General features: G+C 60.8%; 22 protein-coding genes and 1 pseudogene. 15 read left to right on the forward strand and 8 right to left on the reverse strand.

All coding sequences use genetic code 11. The features are described from left to right. The first annotated feature begins 54 nt into the window (after window positions 1-54). Window positions 55-1,098 (forward strand): NAD(P)-dependent alcohol dehydrogenase, encoded by a 1,044-nt coding sequence (locus tag PMI09_RS14980; protein ID WP_007795463.1) that lies wholly within the window; start codon window positions 55-57, stop codon window positions 1,096-1,098. A gap of 83 nt (window positions 1,099-1,181) precedes the next feature. Here the strand turns inward: PMI09_RS14980 and PMI09_RS14985 are convergent, their stop codons facing one another. Together PMI09_RS14985 and PMI09_RS14990 are read right to left on the reverse strand one after the other, a co-directional pair. Beyond that, window positions 1,182-2,018 carry a nickel-binding protein gene (locus tag PMI09_RS14985; RefSeq protein WP_007795465.1) on the reverse strand — a complete coding sequence of 279 codons (837 nt, stop codon included), beginning with the start codon at window positions 2,016-2,018 and terminating at the stop codon, window positions 1,182-1,184. 87 nt (window positions 2,019-2,105) lie between these two features. Next, window positions 2,106-2,990, reverse strand: coding sequence for a LysR family transcriptional regulator (locus tag PMI09_RS14990; protein WP_007795467.1), 885 nt, complete (start codon window positions 2,988-2,990; stop codon window positions 2,106-2,108). Between the two features lie 215 nt (window positions 2,991-3,205). Between PMI09_RS14990 and ampC the strand changes: the two are divergent. After that, a pseudogene (ampC, locus tag PMI09_RS14995) lies at window positions 3,206-4,389 on the forward strand (class C beta-lactamase). Window positions 4,390-4,881: 492 nt separating this feature from the next. Here the strand turns inward: ampC and PMI09_RS15000 are convergent. From PMI09_RS15000 to PMI09_RS15015, 4 genes are all read right to left on the reverse strand, one after another. Next, the gene (locus PMI09_RS15000; RefSeq protein WP_007795481.1) at window positions 4,882-6,249 is read right to left on the reverse strand and encodes an FAD-containing oxidoreductase; all 1,368 of its coding nucleotides are present in this window, start codon (window positions 6,247-6,249) and stop codon (window positions 4,882-4,884) included. Further along, window positions 6,249-6,707, reverse strand: coding sequence for a hypothetical protein (locus tag PMI09_RS15005; RefSeq protein WP_007795484.1), 459 nt, complete (start codon window positions 6,705-6,707; stop codon window positions 6,249-6,251). Before PMI09_RS15005 ends, PMI09_RS15000 begins: the two co-directional genes overlap by 1 nt. Window positions 6,708-6,801: 94 nt before the next feature. Next, the gene (locus tag PMI09_RS15010; protein WP_007795487.1) at window positions 6,802-7,989 is read right to left on the reverse strand and encodes an acyl-CoA dehydrogenase; all 1,188 of its coding nucleotides are present in this window, start codon (window positions 7,987-7,989) and stop codon (window positions 6,802-6,804) included. Window positions 7,990-8,084: 95 nt separating this feature from the next. After that, on the reverse strand, window positions 8,085-9,005 hold the full coding sequence (locus PMI09_RS15015) for a LysR family transcriptional regulator (protein ID WP_007795490.1): 921 nt from the start codon (window positions 9,003-9,005) through the stop codon (window positions 8,085-8,087). Window positions 9,006-9,327: 322 nt separating this feature from the next. On the opposite strand from PMI09_RS15015, the gene PMI09_RS15020 reads away from it, so the two are divergent. The 8 genes from PMI09_RS15020 (at window position 9,328) to PMI09_RS15055 (ending at window position 17,418) form a co-directional block, all read left to right on the forward strand. Beyond that, complete coding sequence (locus PMI09_RS15020; protein WP_007795493.1) at window positions 9,328-10,533, forward strand: ABC transporter substrate-binding protein; 1,206 nt, start codon at window positions 9,328-9,330, stop codon at window positions 10,531-10,533. Between the two features lie 4 nt (window positions 10,534-10,537). Then, window positions 10,538-11,320: an ABC transporter ATP-binding protein gene (locus PMI09_RS15025; protein WP_037083150.1), complete on the forward strand. Its 783-nt coding sequence runs from the start codon at window positions 10,538-10,540 to the stop codon at window positions 11,318-11,320. Beyond that, entirely contained in the window at window positions 11,320-12,021 is a 702-nt protein-coding gene (locus PMI09_RS15030) for an ABC transporter ATP-binding protein (RefSeq protein ID WP_007795498.1), read from the forward strand. The genes PMI09_RS15025 and PMI09_RS15030 overlap by 1 nt, the downstream gene beginning before the upstream one ends. 4 nt (window positions 12,022-12,025) lie before the next feature. After that, window positions 12,026-12,913: a branched-chain amino acid ABC transporter permease gene (locus tag PMI09_RS15035; protein WP_007795501.1), complete on the forward strand. Its 888-nt coding sequence runs from the start codon at window positions 12,026-12,028 to the stop codon at window positions 12,911-12,913. A gap of 2 nt (window positions 12,914-12,915) precedes the next feature. Further along, window positions 12,916-13,905, forward strand: a complete 990-nt coding sequence (locus PMI09_RS15040; RefSeq protein ID WP_007795504.1) for a branched-chain amino acid ABC transporter permease — start codon at window positions 12,916-12,918, stop codon at window positions 13,903-13,905. Between the two features lie 19 nt (window positions 13,906-13,924). Next, a complete protein-coding gene (locus PMI09_RS15045) occupies window positions 13,925-15,520 on the forward strand; it encodes a GMC family oxidoreductase (protein ID WP_007795507.1) in 1,596 nt (531 codons plus the stop codon). Between the two features lie 9 nt (window positions 15,521-15,529). Next, complete coding sequence (mmsB, locus tag PMI09_RS15050) at window positions 15,530-16,414, forward strand: 3-hydroxyisobutyrate dehydrogenase (protein ID WP_007795511.1); 885 nt, start codon at window positions 15,530-15,532, stop codon at window positions 16,412-16,414. A gap of 86 nt (window positions 16,415-16,500) precedes the next feature. Further along, window positions 16,501-17,418: a DMT family transporter gene (locus PMI09_RS15055; RefSeq protein ID WP_007795514.1), complete on the forward strand. Its 918-nt coding sequence runs from the start codon at window positions 16,501-16,503 to the stop codon at window positions 17,416-17,418. Between the two features lie 20 nt (window positions 17,419-17,438). Here PMI09_RS15055 and hppD read toward each other — a convergent pair whose 3' ends face one another. Next, window positions 17,439-18,548 (reverse strand): 4-hydroxyphenylpyruvate dioxygenase, encoded by a 1,110-nt coding sequence (gene hppD, locus PMI09_RS15060; RefSeq protein WP_007795516.1) that lies wholly within the window; start codon window positions 18,546-18,548, stop codon window positions 17,439-17,441. A 125-nt stretch (window positions 18,549-18,673) separates the two neighbouring features. Between hppD and PMI09_RS15065 the strand changes: the two genes are divergently transcribed. Beyond that, window positions 18,674-19,147 carry an Lrp/AsnC family transcriptional regulator gene (locus tag PMI09_RS15065; RefSeq protein WP_007795518.1) on the forward strand — a complete coding sequence of 158 codons (474 nt, stop codon included), beginning with the start codon at window positions 18,674-18,676 and terminating at the stop codon, window positions 19,145-19,147. A 1-nt stretch (window position 19,148) separates the two neighbouring features. On the opposite strand, the gene PMI09_RS15070 is transcribed toward PMI09_RS15065, so the two are convergent. After that, on the reverse strand, window positions 19,149-19,601 hold the full coding sequence (locus PMI09_RS15070) for a MarR family winged helix-turn-helix transcriptional regulator (protein WP_007795521.1): 453 nt from the start codon (window positions 19,599-19,601) through the stop codon (window positions 19,149-19,151). Between the two features lie 69 nt (window positions 19,602-19,670). On the opposite strand from PMI09_RS15070, the gene hmgA reads away from it, so the two are divergent. The 4 genes from hmgA (at window position 19,671) to PMI09_RS15090 (ending at window position 24,612) form a co-directional block, all read left to right on the forward strand. Next, window positions 19,671-21,023 carry a homogentisate 1,2-dioxygenase gene (hmgA, locus tag PMI09_RS15075; protein ID WP_007795523.1) on the forward strand — a complete coding sequence of 451 codons (1,353 nt, stop codon included), beginning with the start codon at window positions 19,671-19,673 and terminating at the stop codon, window positions 21,021-21,023. A 20-nt stretch (window positions 21,024-21,043) separates the two neighbouring features. After that, window positions 21,044-22,069 carry a fumarylacetoacetate hydrolase family protein gene (locus PMI09_RS15080; RefSeq protein ID WP_007795526.1) on the forward strand — a complete coding sequence of 342 codons (1,026 nt, stop codon included), beginning with the start codon at window positions 21,044-21,046 and terminating at the stop codon, window positions 22,067-22,069. Next, window positions 22,066-22,704, forward strand: coding sequence for a maleylacetoacetate isomerase (gene maiA, locus PMI09_RS15085; protein WP_007795529.1), 639 nt, complete (start codon window positions 22,066-22,068; stop codon window positions 22,702-22,704). The genes PMI09_RS15080 and maiA overlap by 4 nt, the downstream gene beginning before the upstream one ends. 210 nt (window positions 22,705-22,914) lie before the next feature. Then, window positions 22,915-24,612: an ABC transporter substrate-binding protein gene (locus tag PMI09_RS15090; RefSeq protein WP_007795532.1), complete on the forward strand. Its 1,698-nt coding sequence runs from the start codon at window positions 22,915-22,917 to the stop codon at window positions 24,610-24,612. Window positions 24,613-24,628 lie beyond the last annotated feature (16 nt).

Consider the following 24,628-nt stretch of genomic DNA (forward strand, 5'->3'; position numbering starts at 1 on the left):
AAAGCCGCGCCGACTGAGAGACGGCGCGGGGAGGCAACCGGGAAGGAAAAGACAATGGCCAAAGTCCGCGCGCTGGTGCTCGAGCGCCAGCATGAACTCGCGCTTCGCGACATCGATCTGCCGATGGACACCGGTCCGGGACAAGTGAAGATCAAGATCCATACGGTCGGCGTGTGCGGTTCCGATGTCCATTATTACACTCACGGCAAGATCGGCCCCTTCGTGGTCAACGAGCCGATGGTGCTCGGCCATGAAGCCGCCGGCACGGTCGTCGAGGTCGGTGCCGGCGTCACGCATCTGAAGGTCGGCGACCGCGTCTGCATGGAGCCAGGCATTCCCGATCCCAATTCCAGGGCGAGCCGGCTCGGCATGTACAATGTCGATCCGGCCGTGATCTTCTGGGCGACGCCGCCGATCCATGGTGTCCTGACGCCCGAGGTCGTCCATCCTGCCAACTACACCTACAAGCTTCCCGACAATGTCAGCTTTGCCGAAGGCGCCATGGTCGAACCGTTCGCGGTCGGCATGCAAGCCGCGACGAAGGCGAAGATCGTCCCCGGCGACACGGCCATCGTGCTTGGTGCCGGCCCGATCGGCACGATGGTGGCCGTCGCTGCTCTTGCCGGCGGCTGTGCCCGCGCGATCGTCGCCGACCTTGCCCAGCCAAAACTTGACATTGCCGCCCAATACCAGGGCGTCATCCCGATCAACATCCGCGAGAAGAACCTCGCCGAAGAGGTGGCGCGGCTGACCGATGGCTGGGGTGCCGATGTGATCTTCGAATGCTCTGGTTCGCCCAAGGCCTGGGAAACCATCATGGAACTGCCGAGACCGGGCGGCGTCATCGTTGCCGTCGGCCTGCCGGTCAATCCGATCGGCTTCGACGTTTCGACGGCCTCGACAAAGGAAATCCGAATCGAGACCGTGTTCCGCTACGCCCATCAGTACGAGCGCTCGATTGCGCTGCTCGGCTCCGGCCGTGTCGATCTGAAGCCGCTGATTTCAGAGACGTTCACCTTCGAGGACTCCATCACGGCCTTTGATCGCGCCGTCGAGGCACGTCCGAGCGACGTGAAGCTGCAGATCGTGATGGAATAGCGCGATGCCGACACGCGCAGGGCCGGCACCGTTTTGAGGACGGCGGCCAGCCTTGCTATCATCTGGAATGGTGGGATCGGGACTTACGTCGGTCGAGCCGCTTCCGCATCGGCCCAATCGCACTCGAACGCCAGTACCGGCTTCGAAAACCCCTTGAGGCGCTTGCGCGTCGCATTGGCGAAGAGATCGGCCGCACCGTGCTCTCTAAAGATGCTCTCCGATACGAGGATCTGATCCCCGCCGGCTGCCGCACAGAGCCGCGCAGCCAGTTGCACGGTTGAGCCGAAGAGATCGTGGCTGTCCTCGATCGGCTCGCCACAATCAAGCCCGATCCTGACATGGATGGGTTCCGGCGTGCCGCCGTTGTAGGTCCTGAATTCGCGCTGGATGCTCATCGCACAGCCGACCGCGGCGTGCGTGGAGACGAAGGAGGCCATGATGCCGTCACCAGTGTGCTTGACCTCTCTGCCTTCGCACTGCGCCAGACAGCGTCGTACGATTGCGTCATGCGCCCGTACCAGCTCGGCAGCCATGCGGTCACCGAGCCGCGAAGTCATCTCCGTCGAACCGACAATGTCGGTAAACAGGATCGCCCTATGCCCTGCATCCCTTTCGACGCCGGTCTGGCCCGCTTTGTGTTCAGGTTCGTGAATGCGCCCGAGGAACGCCTCGACCGCCGACAGCGCCACCTCGACCACTTCGGCCGCGATAAAACCATGTGCCTCGCGATGAACGCATTGCGCGGTTTCGGCATTCGGTGCATCGATCAGACAGAACGCCGTCCCGCGCCGCTGATCGTACCAGTAGGTGAGGAACTTCACCCCATACCGATCCTCAACCGCCAGATCCCTGCGGTGCGCCTCGGCAATGTCTTCAGCGGATGTCCCCGCAAGATCATGCCGGTCCATGAAGATAGCCACGTGCGTGCGTCCTTCGGAGAGCCCCTCAACGTCGACGGCATCTTACGCCGTTGCCACCGCTAGGTCCACAGGACGGCATAGCAGGCCTCAGACCGCAGACGCCCCCGATGCCTCGCAGAGCCAAAGGCGGAAGGCCGCCATCGCCGGCGTCTCCGGGCGAGACTGCAGACGGGTCAGCCAATAGCTGCCCATGGTAACCGTGATGTCGAAGGGCTGGCGGATGGCCTCGGCAAGCAGAAGCCGGGAAAACATCAGTGGTGGCGCCAGGGCAACGCCGGCGCCCTGCAGCGCGGCCTCCATCATCGCAAGCGATGAATCGAAGACGATGTTTTTCAGCGGCGGCAGGTTCGCCTCCATCCCGGCAGCAGCAAACCATCGCGACCACTCATCGGCGCGATACGACCGCAGCAAGGTCTGCTTCAAAAGGTCGGCCGGCGAGTTAAGCTGCGTCGCGATCTCGGGAACGCAGAGCGCCGACAGCGGCGCCTCCAGCAGGCGCAACGCCTCGATCCCATGCCAAGCGCCCGAACCGAAGCGGACGGCATAATCCAGACCCTCGGCGGCGATATCGACACGGTTGTTGTTGGTCGAGAGGCGCAGATCAATAAAGGGATGCTGAGCCTGAAACGCTCGCAGCCTCGCAAGCAGCCAGCCAACGGCAAAGGTGCCGACAGCACCGACCCGAAGCACTTCGCGATAGTGTCCGCCCTCGAACTGCTCGAGCGTTCCGGCAATCCGGTCGAAGGCGTCGCGGAGCGCCGGCAACAGCGTCTCGCCCTCAGTGGTCAGCATCAGCCCGCGCGGCAGCCGCTCGAACAGCGTGACGTTCAGCCTCGTTTCCAGACCCTTGACCTGATGGCTGACGGCGGCCTGCGTCACGCACAGCTCGATCGCAGCCTTGGTGAAGCTGAGGTGCCGAGCGGACGCTTCAAAGGCACGCAGCGCATTCAGCGGCAAATGCGGACGAACCATCGGATATCCAAATTATTCTAATGCCTCACGCTAGATATCGTCGTTTGAGATGGCCGTACAGGCCTCGTATACAAATCCCGCCTGACCCAACCCGCTTCGGCGAGAACTGCCGAAAACGCCGGATTACCTCATATCTCAAGGCTTTTTGCATTGAATGTCCTAGCCGCGGCGAAGAGACCACGGCGATTCCACGAACCCGAGGCACGGTATCTGCTATGAGAAATATTCCGCAATCCACACTTGGTATACTCACCGCCGCTTCAGTCTTTCTCGGCGCCGGTGCGCATGCGGCCGAACGCCAGAATGAGCTTGCCCGCGTTGTCGATGCGGTAGCCGTCCCTCTGATGGCGAGGAACAATATTCCTGGCATGTCGATCGCCATCACGGTCGGGGGAAAGCGATACGTCTACAATTACGGCGTCGCGTCCAAGGCGAGTGGTCGGAAGGTTACCGACGCGACGTTGTTTGAAATCGGCTCGGTCAGCAAGACGTTCACCGCAACCCTGGCAGGCTACGCTCAGGCCAGCAGCGACCTTTCGCTCACCGACAGCCCGAGCAAGTATTTTCCGGAATTCGCCGGCAGCCACCTTGCCGGAGCCACCTTGCTCGACCTTGGAACCTACACGGCAGGTGGCCTGCCGCTGCAGTTTCCAAACGACGTGACCGACCACAAGGCGATGGTCGGCTATTACAAGAACTGGAAGCCGGCCTATGCTCCGGGAACCCATCGCGTCTATTCCAATCCGAGCATCGGCTTGTTCGGCTATGCCGCGGCAAAGGCCATGGGTTGGCCCTTCGATGATCTGATGCAGCAGAAGCTGTTTCCGGCACTTGGCCTCAGCCACACCTTCATTGCGGTTCCGAAAGCCGACGACGCGAACTATGCCTATGGATATTCAAAAACCGGCAAGGCCATTCGCGTTTCGCCTGGAGTCCTGGATTCGGAGGCCTACGGCGTGAAGATGTCGGCAAGCGACATGCTCCGCTTCATCGAAGCCAACATGGATGGCTCCGATCTCGACAAGACCCTGCAATCGGCGATCGCCACGACCCATACGGGCTACTACAAGGTTGGCGGCATGACCCAGGGCCTCGGCTGGGAATGTACGCCTATCCAACAACCCTCGACCAGCTTTTGGCCGGTAACTCGGCCGACATGGCCCTGAAAGCCAACGAGATCGAGAAGCTGTCGCCGCCACGGCCGCCGGTAAAGGATGTGCTTTTCAACAAGACCGGGTCGACCAGCGGCTTCGGCGCCTATGTCGCCTTCGTCCCATCCAAGGGCATCGGGATCGCCCTCTTCGCAAACAAGAACTATCCAAACAGCGAGCGAGTAAAGGCAGCCTATAGCATATTGGCGGCGTTCGACGACGATCTTGCAGTCGCAAACGCTGACTGAACGCCCGCAGGTGGAGGATAAGCCCGCATGGCGCCTCCAACGTCATCAACCGGTTAGAACTGTTTTTGTCCACGCCGCGCAGATCGCTGCCATACTGAGATCGTCCCGTCGCGGATACACCGCAAGGCGTTGCGACGAGACGGGATCGGCGCCGAATGCGGAAGAAGGACGTAAGCTTCCGCATTCGGGGCTCGCAGAAAATGATCTCTCTCGGGGACGGCGGCGTGGCGCGAATGTTGCGTCGAGTGTCGCCCCGGACGTGCCTGTGCGGCACACAAGGCTGCCGGAGACGCGAAAGCGTCGGCCGGCGGATAAAGAGAGGTCGGAGTTGCGGGCACAAACCGCCGAACGGGGCGTTGGGAAGCGCCATATTGTTTTACTCCAGCGAGGCAATTTCCAGCGCCCCGTCCGAGCGAAATGCAGGATCAAGTCACGAGCCAAAAGGATCGCGTGAAGGCGAAGACGTGTCCGCGCGACAGCGGCGATTGCAGGCTAAACCGCCTTCAAATCTCCGAGCAGTGTCGGGATCAGCTCAGACACCGTGGGATGGATCGGCACCGCCCATTTCAGCACCGGGTAGGGGGCCTTGGCATTCATCGCATCAATGAAACCGTGGATCGCCTCGTCGCCCTCGATCCCAAGGATCGCAGCGCCCAGGATCTGCTGTGTCTCAGCGTCGGCGATCACCTTCATGAAGCCCATGGTCTCGGCACGCTCATTGGCGCGGCCGACCCGGCTCATCGGCCGGGTCGAGATCATGATCTTGCGGCCGGAGGCGAGCGCTTCCTTCTCGGTCTTGCCGACACGGCCGAGCGGCGGATCGATGTAAAGCGCATAGGCGAGGATGCGGTCACTGAGCTTGCGGTCCTCGCCGTCGAGCAGGTTGGCGGCGACGATTTCGAAATCGTTGTAGGATGTATGGGTAAAGGCCCCGCGGCCGTTGCAATCGCCGAGCGCCCAGATACCCTCGACATTGGTGGCAAGCTTGTCGTCAACGGTGATGTAGCCACGGCTGTCGGTAACGACACCAGCCTTGTCGAGACCAAGGTCATCGGTATTCGGCGTGCGTCCGGTGGCAACAAGCACGTGGCTCGCCTCGATTGCCGGTTGACCATTGCCGATGCTGACCTCGATCCCATCGGCCGTCTTTGAGAATCCGATCCCGTCGGCATCCGTGTGCACGCCAATGCCTTCCGAGCGCAGGATATCGGCGATCGCGTCGGAGACATCGGCATCCTCGCGCGAGGCAAGTTTCGGGCCGCGCTCGATCACCGTCACCTCGGCCCCGAAACGGCGATACATCTGCGCGAACTCAAGCCCGATATAGCTGCCGCCGATAATCGTCAGATGCGCGGGAAGCGTATCGAGATGGATGATCGAGGTGCTCGTGAGATAATCGATATCGCCGATACCGGGCATATCGGGAATGGTCGGCCGCGCGCCGACATTCAGGAAGATCTTCGGGGCCGTCAGCGTCTCGCCGTTGACGGTCACGGTATGGGCGTCCTCGAAACGGGCATGCCCATAGATGACGGTCATGCCGTCCATGCCGGCAAACCAGTTGATCAGGCCGTTGCGGGCGTCCATCGTCACGGTTTCAGCACGCTTGCGCACCACCGACATGTCGATGCCCACGCCACCCGGGATCACCACGCCAAAGTCCGCACCGCGTCGCGCCACATGGGCGGCGCGGGCACTTGCCACCAGCGTCTTGGTCGGCATGCAGCCGGCATTGACACAGGTGCCGCCGAGGAACTTGCGCTCGATCAACGCCACCTTCATGCCCGTCGCGACCATGCGGGCGGCGAGGAAGGGACCGGACTGGCCGGCCCCGATGACGATGGCGTCAAAACCAGGCATCACACAGCTCCCACGATGATGAGCGCGCCGATGATCGCAACCGCATCCTCGATCAGCGCTGCCGGTGTATCTTTGCCGAAGGCGGCGGCAAGCTTACCACGAGCCGCCGCTCCGCCGAACGTGCCAACCGCGGCGCCGACGACACCCGCAATGAGCCCGCCGACCAACGAGCCGCCGGAAGCGCCGATCGTGGCACCCGTCAGCGCGCCCATTATCAAGCGGGCCGCAAACTGCATGGGAACCTTGCGGGACGGGGTCGATGGCAGCTGGTCGGTAATCAACTCGACGACAGCAAGCAGCGTGAACACCCACGGCGTCCAGCGATATCCCATAAAGGCAAGGGGTGTCTGCGAAACGTCAAACCCGCCGAGAGCAGCCGCCCAGGCAACAGCAGCCGGCGCCGTCATCGCTCTGAGCCCCGCAATCATTCCAATCAGAAATGCAAGAAACAAAAACATGTGCAATCCCCCATGCCGCGCACAATTTAATCGCGGTCATGGGAGGCTGGCACATTGTCGCGCAGGTTTCAATTTGCGCGATGGTCGATACGGCTCAATTCGCAAAGGCGGCAATGCCGGTGACGGCGCGGCCGAGGATAAGGGCGTGGACGTCGTGGGTGCCCTCATAAGTGTTGACGACCTCGAGATTGACGAGATGGCGGGCAATGCCGAACTCGTCGGATATGCCGTTGCCGCCCAGCATGTCGCGGGCAAGCCTCGCGATGTCGAGCGCCTTGCCGCACGAATTGCGCTTGACGATCGAGGTCAGCTCCACCGGCGGGTGCCCGTCTTCCTTCATACGGCCGAGCCTGATGCAGCCCTGCAGACCGAGCGAGATTTCCGTTATCATGTCGGCAAGCTTCTTCTGGATCAGCTGGTTGGCGGCGAGCGGCCGGCCGAACTGCTTGCGGTCCAGAACATATTGGCGCGCCTTGGCATAGCAGTCCTCGGCAGCGCCAAGCGCCCCCCATGCAATACCGAAGCGGGCCGAGTTCAGGCAGGTGAACGGACCCTTGAGGCCGGACACGTTCGGCAACAGGTTCTCTTCCGGCACGAAGACATCATCCATCACCACCTCGCCGGTAATGGAGGCGCGCAGACCGACCTTGCCGTGGATCGCCGGCGCCGACAGGCCCCTCCAGCCCTTCTCCAGGATGAAGCCGCGGATGACACCGTCCTCGGTCTTGGCCCAGACGACGAAGACGTCAGCGATCGGGGCATTGGAGATCCAGGTCTTGGCGCCCGACAGGCTATAGCCGCCATCGACCTTCCTTGCCCGCGTCACCATCGAGCCCGGATCCGAGCCGTGGTTGGGTTCGGTCAAGCCAAAGCAGCCGATCCATTCGCCGGTCGCAAGCTTTGGCAGATATTTCTGTTTCTGCGCCTCCGAACCGAAGGCATCGATCGGCACCATGACGAGAGACGACTGCACACTCATCATCGAGCGGTAGCCGCTGTCGACGCGCTCGACCTCGCGGGCGATCAGGCCATAGGCAACGTAGCCAAGGCCCGCCCCGCCATACTCCGGGGCGATCGTCGGTCCAAGCAGCCCAAGCTCACCCATCTCGCGGAAGATGTTCGGATCCGTCTTCTCGTGACGGAAGGCTTCGAGCACGCGCGGCACCAGCTTGTCCTGCGCATAAGCGTGCGCCGTCTCCTGCACCATGCGCTCCTCGTCCGTAAGCTGCTCCACCAGCCGGAACGGATCGGCCCAGTCGAAGATCTCGCGGGTATGCTGCATGGTCATTCCTCCTCATTCCCCTGCTGGGTGCATCATCCTTCGGGCATAGACCCGCAGGTTGGAAGGGTCAACTCGCCACGAGATTTCGACGTCACCTACCGTTTCGCCCATGGCGGAATGAACCTGACATCCTCGCCGACGACCGCTTCGCGCAGGAAATCGATGACCGCCCGCACCCGTGGCGACTGGCGAAGGTCACGATGACAGGTGATCCAGTAGTGCCGCCTGAGATCGATGTCGTCGGGAAGGACCCGTTCGAGTTCGGGGTAGCGACTGGCGAAGAAATAGGGAAGCACACAAAGCCCGAGGCCGTTTCGGGTTGCCGTCAGCTGCGCAAAGATGCTCGAGCTTTGAAACTGCGGCTTGATGCGCGGATGCACGTCGCCGAGATAGTCGAGGCCGGGCGCGAAAATCATTTCTTCGATGTAGCTGATGAACGGATGATCCAACAGGTCGTCGCGGCAGGCAATGGGCGCGCTCCGGCGCAGGTACTCCTTTGAGCCATAGACCTGGAGATGATAGTCGGTGAGCTTGTCTGAGAAGTATGGTCCGCCCTTCGGCTCATCGAGAACGACAGTGATATCGGCCTCCTTGCGCGACAGCGACATGATCTGCTGGATCGTCACCAACTCAAGCGACAAATTGGGATGGCTTGCCACGAACTGCGGCAGCACGCGCGCAAAAAAGAAATTGGAGAAGCCCTCCGGCGCGCTGAGCCGCACCACCCCACGCTGCATCGTTGCGCCGTCGGTCAGATCGGCACGCAGCCGCTCTGTTTCCTGCTCCATCTTCTCGGCAGTCTCGACGAAGCGCGCGCCCATCGCCGTCATCACGTATCCGCGCGGGTTGCGCTCGAAGAGCTTGACCTTGAGAGCAAACTCCAGCCGGTCGATGCGACGCGAGACCGTCGCATGGCTGGTGCGCAATTGCCGCGCGGCGGTCGACAGCTGCCCGGTGCGAGCAACCGCCAGAAAGAACTGCAGGTCGTCCCACGTGAATTGCGGCGGATTGTTCATGCGAGCCCCCTGCCGGCCCTGGCATCGCTTGGCCGCGCCATATTGGTCTTTCGTCTAATACGGCACAGGCTGCACCTCGCCGCGGTCTGCCCTAGGTTCCAACGAAAGCACCCTAACGATTTGCATTCATTGGGCCGGAGCCGCGACAGAACAGCGCTTCTGTTCAAAAACGAACAGATACTGTTTGGAATTAGTTGTAAAGCGGCCTTGCCTGATTAGTGCAATTCCATGATCGTAAGGGATGGGCTGGCGGCTTTGAGGAGGGTGGCTGGCCAAATTTGAACAGATCCGCATTCTGGCCAATCTCTGGGAGGAGAGGAATATGCGAAAGAATCTCATTGCGTCGCTGGCATTTCTGCTTGCAAGCAGTACCGCCGTACTCGCCGATGGTGCATCGGACGGCAAGGTGAAGATCGGCATCCTGAACGATCAGTCCGGTGTCTATGCCGATTTCGGCGGCAAATCCTCCGTCGAAGCAGCCAAGATGGCTGTCGAGGATTTCGGCGGAAAGGTGCTCGGCGTACCGGTGGAGATCGTCGATGCCGACCACCAGAACAAGGCCGACATCGCCTCCAACATCGCTCGTCAATGGTACGACACCGAGCAGGTCGACGCGATCATGGAATTGACCACCTCATCCGTAGCGCTCGCGGTTCAGGCCATTGCGAAGGAAAAGAAGAAGATCGACATCGTCACCGGTGCGGCGACCACGGATCTGACCGGCAAGGCTTGCTCGCCCTATGGCTTCCACTGGGCCTATGACACGCATGCGCTCGCCGTCGGCACGGGCGGCGCACTCGTCAAGCAGGGTGGTGACAGCTGGTTCTTCCTTACGGCCGACTACGCATTCGGTTATTCGCTGGAACAGCAGACGAGCGATTTCGTCAAGTCCGCCGGCGGCAAGGTCGTTGGTTCCGTCCGCCATCCCCTGTCGAACCAGGATTTCTCATCCTTCCTGCTGCAGGCCCAGTCCTCCGGTGCCAAGGTGATCGGCCTTGCCAATGCCGGCCTCGATACCTCCAACGCCATCAAGCAGGCAGCCGAATTCGGCATCACCCAGGGCGGCCAGCATCTGGCGGCACTGCTCTTCACGCTGGCCGAAGTCCATGGCCTCGGCCTCGATGCAGCACAGGGGCTGACGCTGACCGAAGGCTACTACTGGAACCTCGATGACAAGAGCCGCGAGTTCGGCAAGAAGTTCTTCGCCCGAACAGGCAGGATGCCGAACATGGTCCATACGGGCACCTACTCGGCCGTGCTTCAATACCTGAAGGCGATCCAGAAGGCCGGTACCGACGACACCGATGCCGTTGCCAGGCAACTGCATGAAATGCCGGTCGATGACGTCTTCGGGCGCGGCGGTACGGTCGGCCCGAACGGCCGCATGATCCATGACATGTACCTACTTCAAGTCAAGAAACCGGCCGACAGCAAGGAGCCGTGGGACTACTTCAACGTGCTGGCGACCATCCCCGGCAAGGAAGCCTATATCGATCCCGCCAAGAGCGGCTGCGCCCTGGTGAACTGAACCGATGGCGGTTTCCGCGACACAATCAAATGCGATGCCGCGGGTGGTGCTCTCCGCCCGTGGCCTGCGCCGCGATTTCGGCGGCTTCACCGCCGTCAAGAATGTCGATCTGGATGTTCACGATGCGAGTGTGCACGCCTTGATCGGCCCCAACGGCGCGGGCAAGACCACGGTCTTCAACCTGCTGACGAAGTTCCTGCAGCCCACTGCCGGTACGATCACGCTGATGGACACGGACATCACCAAAACGGCGCCTGACAAGGTCGCGCGCATGGGGCTGGTGCGGTCGTTCCAGATTTCGGCAGTATTTCCGCACCTGAGCGTTCTCGACAATGTCCGCGTGGCACTGCAGCGGCCAAACAACCTGTCGACGCAGTTCTGGCGCCCGCTTTCGGCCCTTGACGAGTTGAACGCTCGCGCCGAACAGCTGCTGGCGAAAGTCGGTCTTTCCAAGGAGCGTGACGCGATCGCGGCTGATCTTTCCTATGGCCGCAAGCGTGTGCTCGAGATCGCAACGACGCTTGCCCTTGATCCACGGGTGCTTCTGCTCGACGAACCGATGGCTGGCATGGGGCACGAGGATGTGGGCGTTGTCTCGGCGCTGATCCGTGAAGTGGCGCGCGACCGCGCCGTTCTGATGGTCGAGCACAATCTGTCTGTCGTCGCAAACATCTGCCAGCATGTGACCGTGCTGCAGCGTGGAGAAATCCTTGCCGAGGGCGATTACGCGACGGTCAGCGCCGATGCGCGGGTGCGCCAGGCCTACATGGGCTCAGAGGAGGGTTGATGACGACACTTCTGGAAGTCCAGGGGCTCAACGCCTGGTATGGCGAAAGCCACATACTGCACGGCGTCAACATGCGTATCGCCGAAGGCGAGACGATTACCATCCTTGGCCGCAACGGCGTCGGAAAGACGACGACACTGCGCACCATCACTGGCATCGTGCGCGCCCGCAAGGGCAAGCTGACTTTTGCCGGCGAGGACATGATGCATGTGCCGTTGCACAAGACGGCACACCGGGGCATCGGCTTCGTACCGGAGGAGCGGGGCATATTCGCGACGCTGACGGTGTCCGAGAATCTGATGCTGCCGCCGGTCGTTGCCTCCGGCGGCATGACCGTCGACGAAATCTACGAGCTGTTTCCAAATCTCTACGAACGCCGCAACAGTCCGGGCACGAAGCTGTCGGGCGGTGAACAGCAGATGCTGGCGATTGCCCGCATTTTGCGCACCGGCGTTCGCATGCTCCTGCTTGACGAACCCACCGAGGGGCTTGCGCCCGTCATCGTCCAGCGCATCGGCGAAGTCCTGAAGCAACTGAAGGAACGCGGCATGACAATCCTGCTCGTCGAGCAGAATTTCCGCTTCGCTAGCCGGATCGCCGATCGCTTCTATCTTATGGACCACGGACAGATGGTGTCAGAGTTCCCGGCGGGCGAATTACCCGATCGGATGGATACGTTGCACAAGGTTCTGGGAGTGTGATCTGATGACGATGATCTTCGGCATTCCCCTGCAGGCGTTCATGGGCCAATTGTTGATCGGCCTGATCAACGGTTCGTTCTACGCTCTCCTCAGTCTCGGGCTCGCCATTATCTTCGGTCTGTTGCGGGTCATCAATTTCGCGCACGGCGCGCAGTATATGCTCGGTGCCTTCGCCGCCTACCTTCTGCTTGCTTACGCCGGCATCGGCTATTGGCCGTCGCTGATCCTGGCGCCCGTCATTGTCGGCTTTGCCGGCGCGGTGATCGAGCGACTGTTCCTTCGCCGGCTCTACGACCTCGATCCGCTGTACGGCCTGCTCTTCACCTTCGGGCTCGCACTCGCCGTGGAGGGCACCTTCCGCTACCTTTATGGCTCTTCCGGGCAGCCCTATGCGCAACCCGCCGCTCTTGCCGGTGCGGTCAATCTCGGCTTCATGTTCCTGCCGATCTATCGCGGCTGGGTCGTGGTCGTGTCGCTTGTCGTCTGCCTTGGCACCTGGCTCCTGATCGAGAAGACGAAGCTCGGTGCCTATCTGAGGGCCGCCACCGAGAATGCGACCCTTGTCCAGGCATTCGGCGTCAACGTGCCGGTCCTCTTGACATTGACCTATGCGCTTGGAGCCGGTCTCGCGGCCTTTGCGGGCGTGCTGGCCGCACCGATCTATCAGGTGTCGCCGCTGATGGGCTCCAGCATGATCATCGTCGTCTTCGCCGTCGTCGTGGTCGGCGGCATGGGCTCGATCATGGGGGCGATCATCACCGGCTACGTACTCGGTATTGCCGAAGGTCTCACCAAGGTCTTCTATCCCGAAGCTTCCAACATCGTGATCTTCGTCATCATGGCGATTGTTCTTCTCATCAGGCCTGCGGGCCTCTTCGGCCGGGATGCATGACGATGACAGAGATCACTGAAACGATGAGACCGGAAAAGAGCCGCACCGCCCTTTCGGTGCAGGCCGCCTTCCTCATCATCGGCCTGCTGCTCCTGCTGCTGGCGCCATTCTTCTTCTATCCGATCTTCCTGATGAAGCTTCTGTGCTTTGCGCTGTTTGCCTGCGCCTTCAATCTGTTGCTCGGCTATACTGGCCTTCTGTCGTTCGGCCATGCGACCTTCTTCGGCGGAGCGGCTTATTTCACGGCCCATGCCGTCAAGGAATGGGGATTTTCGCCGGAGCTCGGCATCGTGGTCGGTGTAGCCGGTGCCGCCGTGCTCGGTCTCATTATGGGTTTTTTCGCGATCCGCCGCCAAGGCATCTACTTTGCCATGATCACGCTGGCCTTGTCGCAGATGTTCTTCTTCTTCTGCCTGCAATCGGAGTTCACGCATGGCGAGGACGGAATCCAATCCGTGCCGCGCGGCCATTTGTTCGGCCTCCTCGATCTCAATAATTCGACCAACATGTATTATTTCGTGCTGGCCGTCTTCGTCGCCGGCATTCTAATCATCTGGCGCTTCATCAATTCGCCATTCGGAATGATCCTCAAATCGATCCGCGAGAACGAGCAGCGGGCGATATCGCTCGGCTATTCCGTCGCCCGCTATAAGCTTGGCGCCTTCGTGATGTCGGCCGCTCTTGCAGGCCTGGCCGGCGCGGTGAAATCGCTGGTCTTCCAGTTCGCGACCTTGACCGATGTTGCCTGGCAGATGTCCGGCGAGGTGATCCTGATGACCCTGCTTGGTGGCATCGGCACGCTGATCGGCCCGCTGTTTGGCGCTGGCCTCGTCGTAACGCTCGAAAACTATCTGGCGACATCAGAATTTCCCGTGACGATCATCACCGGCATCGTATTCATGATTTGCGTGCTGATATTCCGCCGCGGCATCATCGGTGAGTTCTACGCATCGCGCCTCGGTCGGAAACTCGGCTTCGTCTACCGCCGCTAACCCGCGGGGTGGCATTCGCATGGAACGCTTCGACTACATCATCATCGGCGCCGGCAGCGCCGGCTGCGTCCTCGCCAACCGGCTGTCCGAAGACCGGAACACGCGTGTGCTTTTGCTGGAGGCTGGCGGCAGCGACAATTACCACTGGATCCATATCCCCGTCGGCTATCTCTATTGCATCAACAACCCGCGCACCGACTGGTGCTTCACGACCGCGCCACAGGATGGATTGAACGGACGCGCGCTCAACTATCCGCGCGGCAAGGTGCTCGGCGGCTGCTCCTCGATCAACGGCATGATCTACATGCGCGGCCAGGCGCGCGACTATGATCTCTGGCGACAGATGGGATGCACCGGCTGGAGCTGGGACGAGGTGCTTCCGTTTTTCCGCAAATCGGAGGACTTCTATCGTGGCGAAAACGAGCTGCATGGCACAGGCGGCGAGTGGCGCGTGGAAAAAGCCCGCGTGCGCTGGGCGGTACTCGATGCATTCCAGGCCGCCGCCAAGGAGGCGGGCATTCCCGAAAGCCCGGATTTCAACACCGGCAACAACGAGGGATCAGGCTACTTCGACGTCAATCAACGGTCCGGCATTCGCTGGAACACCGCCAAGGCATTCCTGCGTCCTGCCATGCGACGAGGCAATCTGACAGTTTTGACAAAGGCTCAGGTCTCCCGGCTGGTGATCGAGGAGGGCGCCGTCACCGGTGTCGACTACAAGCATGGCGGCACCACGAAGCGCGCTTACGCGGCACGGGAAACGATCCTGGCAGCCGGCGCGATCGGTTCACCGCATATTCTGGAATTGTCGGGCCTTGGCCGCGGTGAGGTGCTCAAGAATGCGGGCCTCGAGGTCGCCATCGAGGTGAAGGCCATCGGCGAGAACCTGCAGGATCACCTGCAGCTTCGGATGGCCTACAAAGTCACCGGCGTTCCGACGTTGAACGAGAAGGCAACAAGGCTCATCGGTAAGGCGGCGATCGGCCTGGAATATCTCGTCAGGCGTTCAGGACCGATGGCAATGGCACCCAGCCAGCTCGGCGTCTTTACCCGCTCCGGTCCCGACAAGGAGACGCCCGATCTTCAATATCACGTGCAGCCAGTGTCGCTCGACAAGTTCGGCGATCCAGTCCACCCGTTCCCGGCCATCACAGCGAGCGTCTGCAATCTGAGGCCGGAGAGCCGTGGTTCGGTGCATCTGGCGAGCCCGGATTTTGCCGCCCAACCGACGATCAGCCCGAACTATCTCTCGACCGAACGCGATCGCGACATAGCTATCCGTTCGATACGCCTGACGCGGAAAATCGTAGCACAGCCGTCATTCGCGCGGTTTAATCCGGAGGAGTTCAAGCCCGGCCCGAGCTACCGCACGGATGCTGAACTGACGCAGGCGGCCGGCGACATTGGCACCACGATCTTCCATCCCGTCGGAACATGTCGGATGGGCTCGGATCGCGAAAGTGTCGTCGATCCTCGTCTGAAGTTCAGAGCTCTGGCGAAGCTTCGGATCGCTGACGCCTCCGTGATGCCGACGATCACGTCGGGCAACACCAATTCGCCGACGATCATGATCGCCGAAAAAGCGGCGGCCATGATCCTGGAAGACAACAGATAGGAGAATGTCATGGCAAGGATCGCTTTCATCGGGCTTGGCAACATGGGCGGGCCGATGGCCGCCAACCTCGTCAAGGCGGGTCATCAGGTCACGGGTTTCGATCTGGCAGCCCCTGTCCTGCAGGCCGCGCAAGCACATGGCGTGACGGCCGCGAGCCATATCAGCCAGGCTGTCTCGGATGCGGAGATCGTCGTGACGATGTTGCCGCAGGGCAAGCACGTGCTCAGCGCCTGGACTGATATCCTTCGCTCCATTCCCGCCGGTACGCTTGTGATCGACAGCTCCACGATCGACGTCGATAGCGCCCGCAAGGCGCACGAAATGGCAAGCAATGCCGGCTGCCTTTCCCTCGATGCCCCGGTTTCCGGCGGCACCGGCGGGGCGGCGGCTGGTACGCTGACCTTCATGGCTGGTGGTTCCGACGACGCCTTTGCGAAGGCCAAGCCGATCCTGGAAGCCATGGGCAAGAAAATCGTTCACTGTGGCGAGGCGGGTGCCGGACAGGCGGCCAAGATCTGCAACAACATGATCCTCGGCATATCGATGATCGGTGTCTGCGAGGCCTTCGCACTCGGCGAGAAGCTCGGCCTTTCGCATCAAGCACTGTTCGACGTCGCCTCGACCTCGTCGGGACAATGCTGGTCTATCAGCACCTATTGCCCAGTACCGGGGCCGGTGCCGACGTCGCCCGCGAACAACGACTACAAGCCGGGCTTTGCGGCCGCACTGATGCTGAAGGATCTGAGGCTGTCGCAGGAGGCGGCACTTTCCACCGGTGCATCGACGCCGCTTGGGGCGGAAGCTTCGCAGCTTTACGCCCTTTTCGAGAAACAGGGGAACGGCGGCCGCGATTTCTCGGCGATCATCGAAATGCTCCGCGGCAAGTCGCAATAGCCTCCGCAACGACTTGACACCCCCGACCATATGCGCGACGCCCCGCCTGCCGCAACGAGGCGGCGGCCGACGACAGGAATTCCGACATGCAACCGCAGCCTACCGCGACTGCCTTCAAGAACTTCGTACTGATGGGCGTTGTTCTGATGCTGCTCGGGGACTTTCTCTTCGCCCTCAACGACGCGATGGGTAAGTGGCTGGTGACAAACTTCTCTGTCGGGCAGGTGCTGCTCATCCGCTCACTCGGAAGTTTCATCATTCTGGGGCCGCTTATCGCTCGGCAAGGTCCTGCCCAACTTGTCAGGGTGGAGCTGAAGGGGCTGCAGGTCCTGCGCGTGCTCTTGGCGACACTCGATGTCGGCCTGTTTTACGCCGCCGTCGCCTACCTGCCGCTCGCTGACGTGATGACCTTCTATATGGCCGGACCGATCTATGTCGCCGCGCTCTCGCATTTCTTCCTCAACGAGCGGATCGGCTGGCGCCGTTGGCTCGCAGTCTTCGTCGGCTTCTGCGGCGTGGTGATCGCGCTGCGTCCATCCTCGGCGATGTTGTCGCTGCCCTCGCTTTTCGGCATTGTCGGCAGCCTGTCCTTTGCGGTGGCCCTGGTTCTGAACCGATATCTGCGCAACACCAGCGACACGACGCTCGTGACATGGCAAATGATCGCCGCCCTCCTCGTCGGTGCGGTGCTAGCAATCGGCACCTGGCAGCCAACCACGCCGGTCGAACTCGGTGGGATGCTTGCGCTTGGCGTCGTTGCCTCCTGCGCCCACCTTTTGATCACACGTTCACTCAAGCTCGCACCAGCGTCACTGCTGGCACCGCTGCAATACAGCCTGCTGATCTGGGCAATTGCGCTGGGATACCTGTTCTTCGGCGACGTTCCGGATCTCTACGTGATCACAGGCGCAACGATCATCGTCGTCGCCGGCCTGTTTATCTTTCATCGGAAGAACCTGCTCGAAACGGTACCGCCGGAGGCTGTTGCCCCCGACGGCCATTGATTTCGCAGTTACGTCAACCGCTAGGCGGCAGCCGGTTTGATCACGCCGCGGCGTATCTGGTCGGCTTCGATGGATTCAAAGAGCGCCCGGAAGTTGCCTTCGCCAAAGCCTTCGTCGCCCTTGCGTTGGATGAACTCGAAGAAAATCGGGCCGATCACGGTCTTCGAGAAGATCTGCAGCAATATCTTTGTCGTGCCGCCATCGAGCACGCCTTCGCCGTCGATGAGAATGCCATGTCTGCGCATCCGGTCGATCGGTTCGTCATGTCCGTGCACGCGTTCGCGGGACATATCGTAGTAGGTTCCGGGCGGGCCGGGCATGAAGCGAAGGCCATTCTCGGCGAGGCTGTCCGTCGCCTCGTAGATGGCGTCGGTGCCGACAGCAATGTGCTGGATGCCTTCACCCTTGTACTTCTTCAGATATTCCTCGATCTGGCTGGTCTCGTCCTTCGATTCATTGAGCGGAATACGGATCTTGCCGCAGGGCGAGGTGATTGCTCGGCTCATCAGGCCAGTGATGCGGCCGTCGATGTTGAAGAAGTGTATCTGCTTGAAATTGAAGAGTTCCCGATAAAAATCCCACCACTTGTCCATGTTGCCGCGATAGACGTTGTGGGTCAGGTGGTCGAGGTAGAAGAAGCCAACGCCCTTTGGCCGCGGATCACGCTCGCCCAGCCAGTCGAACTCCAGGTCGTAAGCCGAGCCTTTCGCACCGTAGCGCTCCACGAAGTAGAGAAGCGATCCCCCAATACCGACGATCGCCGGCACATCAAGGGTCCTGTCATCCCCTTCATAAGGGGTCGCGCCCTTGGCAACGGCGTGCTCGAATGCATGCTTGGCATCGACAACACGCCATGCCATCGACGGAGCGCAAGGACCATGATCGTCGACGAAGCGCATGGCATGGCTGCCCGGTTCGGCATTGACGATGTAGTTGATGTCGCCTTGACGCCATACGGTAATGTTCTTGGCCTTGTGCTTTGCGACGGCCTGATATCCCATGCGCGTGAACAGTTCCGCGAGCTTCTCCGGCTCAGGATGCGCAAACTCGACGAATTCGAACCCATCCGTTCCTGCGGGGTTGTCCGGGGTAATCTGAGACGGCGGTGCGTCGTGTGGATACGGGCCCATTTGCTGCTCCTGCGGCTTAGCAATTTGATGCAATTATGGCCCTGCTTCGATGCAATGTGCTTGCATTGTGAGCGCGTCAGTCAAATTATACGCACGGAACACGCACATAATGGACATTTCATACAATGCCTGAGCAACTGGATGGATTTGATCTCAAGATCCTCGCCGAGCTTCAAAGCGATGGACGTTTGACCAATATCGAACTGTCCGAACGCATCGCCCTTTCAGCCTCGCAATGTTCGCGACGACGAACGCGGCTGGAAGCCGAGGGCTTCATTCGCGGCTATCAGGCAAATCTCGATCCGGAGAGGTTGGGGCTCAACCTGCTGGTCGTCATCTCGGTTACATTGGCGACGCACAATCGCGACAACGCCCGCCGCTTTGCGCAATTGGTCAATGGTCTTCCGGAGGTCCTGGAGGCCTATGCGCTAACGGGCGAAATGGACTATCATCTCAAGGTCGCAACCCGTGGTCTCGCCGGCCTTTCACGCTTCGTCAACGACGTGCTTCTACCGCACGAATCCGTCCAGCACGTGAAGACCTCGATTGTCCTCAATACCTTGAAGAACTTCGAGGGCTATCCGTTGACTGGCTCATAGTTCATTTCGATTTACGTCGCAGCCCTGCAGAGGCCTCGATCGCCGCGAGCGCAAGATCGAGATGCCGGATCGCCTCTTCGCCGAGCATGAGGCGCACCGTCTCTTGGTATTTGTCCGCTAGGAGTGTGATCTTCTGATAGTATTGGCGGCCAAGCGCCGTGAGTTCGATCTGCTCGAAGCGTCGGTCGATGTCGCTTGGAACTCTCTTCAACCAGTGGCGCTGTTCCAATGCGCGAACGGCCCGGCTCACCTTCGTCTTGTGCATGTGCGAATGAGCACCAACGTCCTTTGCCGTCATCACGCCGACGCTGCCAAGCGCTGCCAATGTCCGCCATTCCGGCCGGGTCAGATCGAACTCTTCCTTGTACCGCCGGGCGAATGACAGGCTGATCAGTTCCGATGCCCGGTTGAGCCGGTAGGGAATGAAGCCGTCCAGCTCGAATCCGCCCGCCATGTTCCGCTCCTTGATAGTTACAAAATCGACGGTTACGTTTGTAACTATATGAGTGGAGGAGATGCAAGCATGGACACGACCGAAGCACCACGTGCATGGGCCGGAGCCGCCGCGCTCGCTTACATGCCGGGGTTCGGTAACGACTTCGAGACGGAGGCGCTTCCCGGGGCACTGCCGCAGGGCCAGAATAGTCCGCAGAAATGCAATTATGGTCTCTACGCCGAACAGCTTTCGGGCTCACCGTTTACCGCTCCGCGCGGGACGAACGAGCGTTCTTGGCTCTACCGCATCAGGCCAAGCGTGCGTCACGCCCGCAGATTTGCCAATGCGCGCTATCCATTCTGGAAATCAGCGCCATGTCTCGACGATCACTCCTTGCCACTTGGTCAGCTGCGGTGGGATCCCGTCCCGACACCGACAGTGCGCACGGACTTTCTTGCCGGAATCCGAACGATGACGGCGGCCGGCGATGTCATGACCCAGGTCGGCATGGCTGCGCATGCCTATGCCTTCAACGATGACATGGTCGATGACTATTTCTTCAATGCCGATGGCGAACTGCTCATTGTTCCGCAACTCGGCGCCATCAGCGTCTTCACCGAGATGGGCGTGATGGAAGTCGAGCCTGCGGAGATCTGCCTCGTACCCCGCGGCATGATGTTCAAGGTCGCGCGTCTCGGCGAGGGACCCGAATGGCGCGGTTACATCTGCGAAAACTACGGGGCGAAGTTCACCATGCCGGATCGTGGGCCGATCGGCGCCAACTGTTTGGCAAACGCGCGCGACTTCAAGACCCCGGTTGCAGCCTTCGAGGACAAGGAGACACCGTGCCGGGTGCACGTGAAGTGGTGCGGCAAGTTCTATGTGACGGAGATCGGGCATTCGCCGCTCGACGTGGTAGCGTGGCATGGAAACTATACGCCATTCAAATACGACTTGCGCACCTTCTCCCCGGTCGGCGCCATTCTCTTCGATCACCCGGATCCATCGATCTTCACGGTGCTGACGGCACCGAGCGGCGAAGAGGGCACGGCGAACGTCGACTTCGTGATCTTTCCGCCGCGCTGGCTGGTTGCCGAACACACCTTCCGACCGCCCTGGTACCATCGCAACATCATGAGCGAGTTCATGGGCCTGATCCATGGACAATATGACGCCAAGGAAAAAGGCTTTGTTCCGGGCGGCATGAGCCTGCACAACATGATGCTGCCGCATGGGCCGGATGCATCAGGCTTCGAAAAGGCGTCCAACACGGAACTGAAACCGGTCAAGCTGGATCACACGATGGCGTTCATGTTCGAGACCCGTTTCCCGCAGCAGCTGACGAAATATGCGGCTGAACTGGAGACGCTGCAGGACGATTACATCGATTGCTGGGATGGCCTGGAAAGGCGCTTCGATGGAACACCGGGCATTAAGTGAGCCGAATTCGGACAGATCCCATGAAACTCGCCACACTCAAAGACACTTCACGGGACGGCCGGCTGATCGTCGTCTCCAGAGACCTGACACGCTTTGCCGATGCCGGCGAGGTCGCCCGCACGCTGCAGGCAGCGCTGGACGACTGGCCGGCCACCGCGCCCAGGCTTGCCCGCATTGCCGAGCGACTGGAAGCCGGCTCGCAGCCATCCCGGCCCTTTGACCCACGGCTTGTGCATTCGCCGCTGCCGCGCGCCTACCAATGGGCCGATGGATCGGCCTACGTGAACCATGTCGAACTGGTGCGTCGAGCCAGGAACGCCGAAATGCCGCGCACATTCTGGACCGATCCGCTGATGTACCAGGGGGGTTCCGATAGCTTCCTTTCACCTCGCGATCCGATCCTTGCCGCCGACGAGAGCTTTGGCATCGACATGGAAGGCGAGGTGGCCGTTATTGTCGACGACGTGCCGATGGGCGCGACGCCCGAACATGCGCGCAACGCAATCCGGCTAGTGATGCTGGTGAATGATGTCTCGTTGCGGGGCCTCATTCCCGATGAACTCGCCAAGGGATTCGGCTTCTTCCAATCGAAACCCTCATCGGCCTTTTCACCCGTGGCCGTGACGACAAACGAGCTCGGCGACGCCTGGCAGGACGGCAAGCTCCATCTTCCGCTGCTGGTCAGTCTGAACGGCGTTCCGTTTGGCCGCGCCAATGCCGGCGTCGACATGACATTCGACTTCGGGCAGCTCGTTTCGCACGCGGCGAAGACACGCTCTTTGACCGCAGGCTCGATCATCGGTTCCGGGACTGTCTCCAACAAGCGTGATGGCGGCCCCGGTAAGCCCATCGCCGAAGGCGGCAATGGATATTCCTGCATCGCCGAGATCCGGATGATCGAAACGATCGAGCTCGGCGGGCCGAGGACGCCCTACCTGCACTTCGGCGATACCGTACGCATCGAGATGAACGACAAGCATGGTGCATCGATTTTCGGCGCGATCGAGCAGATGGTGCAGCGCTACAGTGGGGATGAGCGCCAATGACAGAGATCGTGCTCTACGACTACTGGCGTTCCTCGGCGAGTTATCGGGTCCGCATCGCCCTTCGAACGCTGGGGCTTGCCTATGATACCGTACCGATCGACCTGCTCGCCTCGGCTCACAGGGATCCTGATTATCTGAACATCAATCCCCAAGGCTTGGTTCCGAGCCTGCGCATCGATGGGCATACGCTGACCCAATCGCTGGCCATCATCGAATACCTTGCCGAGACAAGACCAGAAGGCCGGTTCCTGCCCGATACCGTCATGGGGCGGCAACGGGTGAGGGCGCTGTCCTATGCCGTTGCGATGGACGTCCATCCGATCTGCAACCTCAACGTCGTCTCCCACGTCGCCCGCCTTACCGGCGATGAGGGCGCGCGAACGGAATGGATGATCAAGTTCATGGGCCGCGGACTACGCGCACTCGAGCAGATGCTTGACAATCCGACGACGGGCCGCTTCTGCTTTGGCAACACGCCGACAATGGCCGATTTCTGCATCGTGCCGCAGGTCTACAACGCCCGTCGCTGGGGGATCGAAATGTCGGCGTTTCCCCGCGTCGCGCGCATTGCCGATGCGTGCAATGCACTGCCGGCCTTCAAGGCAGCCCATCCGGACGCCGTCAGGCCGGCGTAAACTCCACCGGTCGTGAAGCATCGTTCACGCTTGCCTGTGGCAACCCTCCACACGCCTTCTTCCTCCATTCTTTAGCGCATTCCACCGCCACTCGTGGTTCCCGCGAATAATTTTCCGCGCCTCGGATTGACCGATGCGAAAAATCGTAGTTTGATTAAATCAAATTGATTGACTAAATCAAATCAAGCTCAAACGAGGGAACTTAAGACCATGAAAACAAGGCATTATTGCGCGTTTTCGCGCCGCGCTATCCTTTTGTCTGCGACTGGCCTCGCAGTCTCTTTCATGACCAGCGGAGGCGTCCTCGCAACGCCGGCGAACGCTGAGACAACGCTGTCGATGCATATCGAGGAGCAGACGAGCTGGGTCAGGAATTTCAATCCCTTCGACCTCGCAGGCCGACGCCAGAGCACGATGGATTTCATCTACGAGCCGCTGGTGATCTTCAATGCCGATGACGGCGGCAAACCCATTTTCCGGCTGGCTAGAAGCTACAGGTTTTCCGACGACCTCAAGTCGATCACCTATGTCTTGCGCGATGGCGTCAAATGGTCGGACGGCCAGCCGTTAACGTCAGCGGACGTCAAGTACACGCTGGAACTGATGCTCAAGAACCCGGCGACCGATACCGTCGGCGTCGGTGAGACAGTCGCGTCGGTCGAGGCGCCGTCGCCACGCGAAGTCAAGATCAACCTCAAGGACGTCAATACCGAGTTCCCCGAATCGCTTGCCGATTTCCCTGTCGTGCCGGAACACGTCTGGAAGGACGTCGCCGATCCGGTCGCCTTCAAGAACGAGAACCCGGTCGGCTCCGGCCCGATGACCGAGATCCGCCGTTTCACGCCACAAGTCTACGAACAGTGCCGCAATCCGAACTATTGGGATGCAGCCTCGCTGCATGTCGATTGCCTGAAACTCCCGCAGATATCGGGCAATGATCAGATGCTGGCACTACTGCCGGAAGGCACGATGGACTGGATCGGTTCGTTCCTGCCACAGATCGACAAGACATTCGTGGCGCTGGATCCCAAGAACAACGGCTATTGGCAGCCGCCGGCCGAAACCGTTGCGTTCCAGATGAACCTGAAGACCGGCAATGCCGCAAACGCTCAGGCTTTCAATGATCTCAATTTCCGCCGCGCCTTCAGCCTCGCCATGGATCGCGCTTCGATGGTCGATGTCGCGGGCTTCGGCTATCCGGTCGCCAGCCAGCATGCAAGCGGCCTGCCGCCGCGCTTCGAAGCCTGGCGCAACAAGGCAGCTGAAGGTGCCGCCGACGAGTGGATGGCCTATGATGTCGACAAGGCAAACAAGGTGCTCGACGACGCCGGCTACAAGAAGGGCGCCGACAACTTCCGGACGACGCCGGGCGGGCAACCGATCGCCTTCACGATCATCATCCCCAACGGCTGGACCGATTGGATCGACGATGCGCAGATTGCCGCGGAAGGGCTGCGTGCGGCCGGCTTCAACGTATCGGTGGCAACGCCGGAGTACGAGCAGTGGCAGAAGCAGTTGCTCGACGGCAGCTTCGATGTCGCCTTGAATTCCCGCGCCGACGGCTCGACACCCTTCCGCGGCTACTACCAGTCGATGTCGACGGCCTTTGCCGGTCGCATCACGAGCGCGGCGACGCGCTACTCCAATCCGAAGCTGGACGAGGCGTTCAACGCCTACCGCAAGGCAACGAGCGATGATGGACGCCGGAAGCTCTTCGATGAGATCCAGGTGATCGTCGCGGACGACATGCCGATGGTGCCGGTGTTCAACGGCCCCACATGGTATCAGTATTCGACCAAGCGCTTCACCGGCTGGGTGACGGACAAGGAACCCGTCATGAACCCGGAAAACCATGACAACAACCGTATGCGTCTCGTGCACCTGCTGCGTCTGAAGCCCGTGCAATAAGCTCGGCTAGGGAAGC

This window comes from Rhizobium sp. CF122 (assembly GCF_000282035.1).
Lineage (GTDB): Bacteria > Pseudomonadota > Alphaproteobacteria > Rhizobiales > Rhizobiaceae > Rhizobium.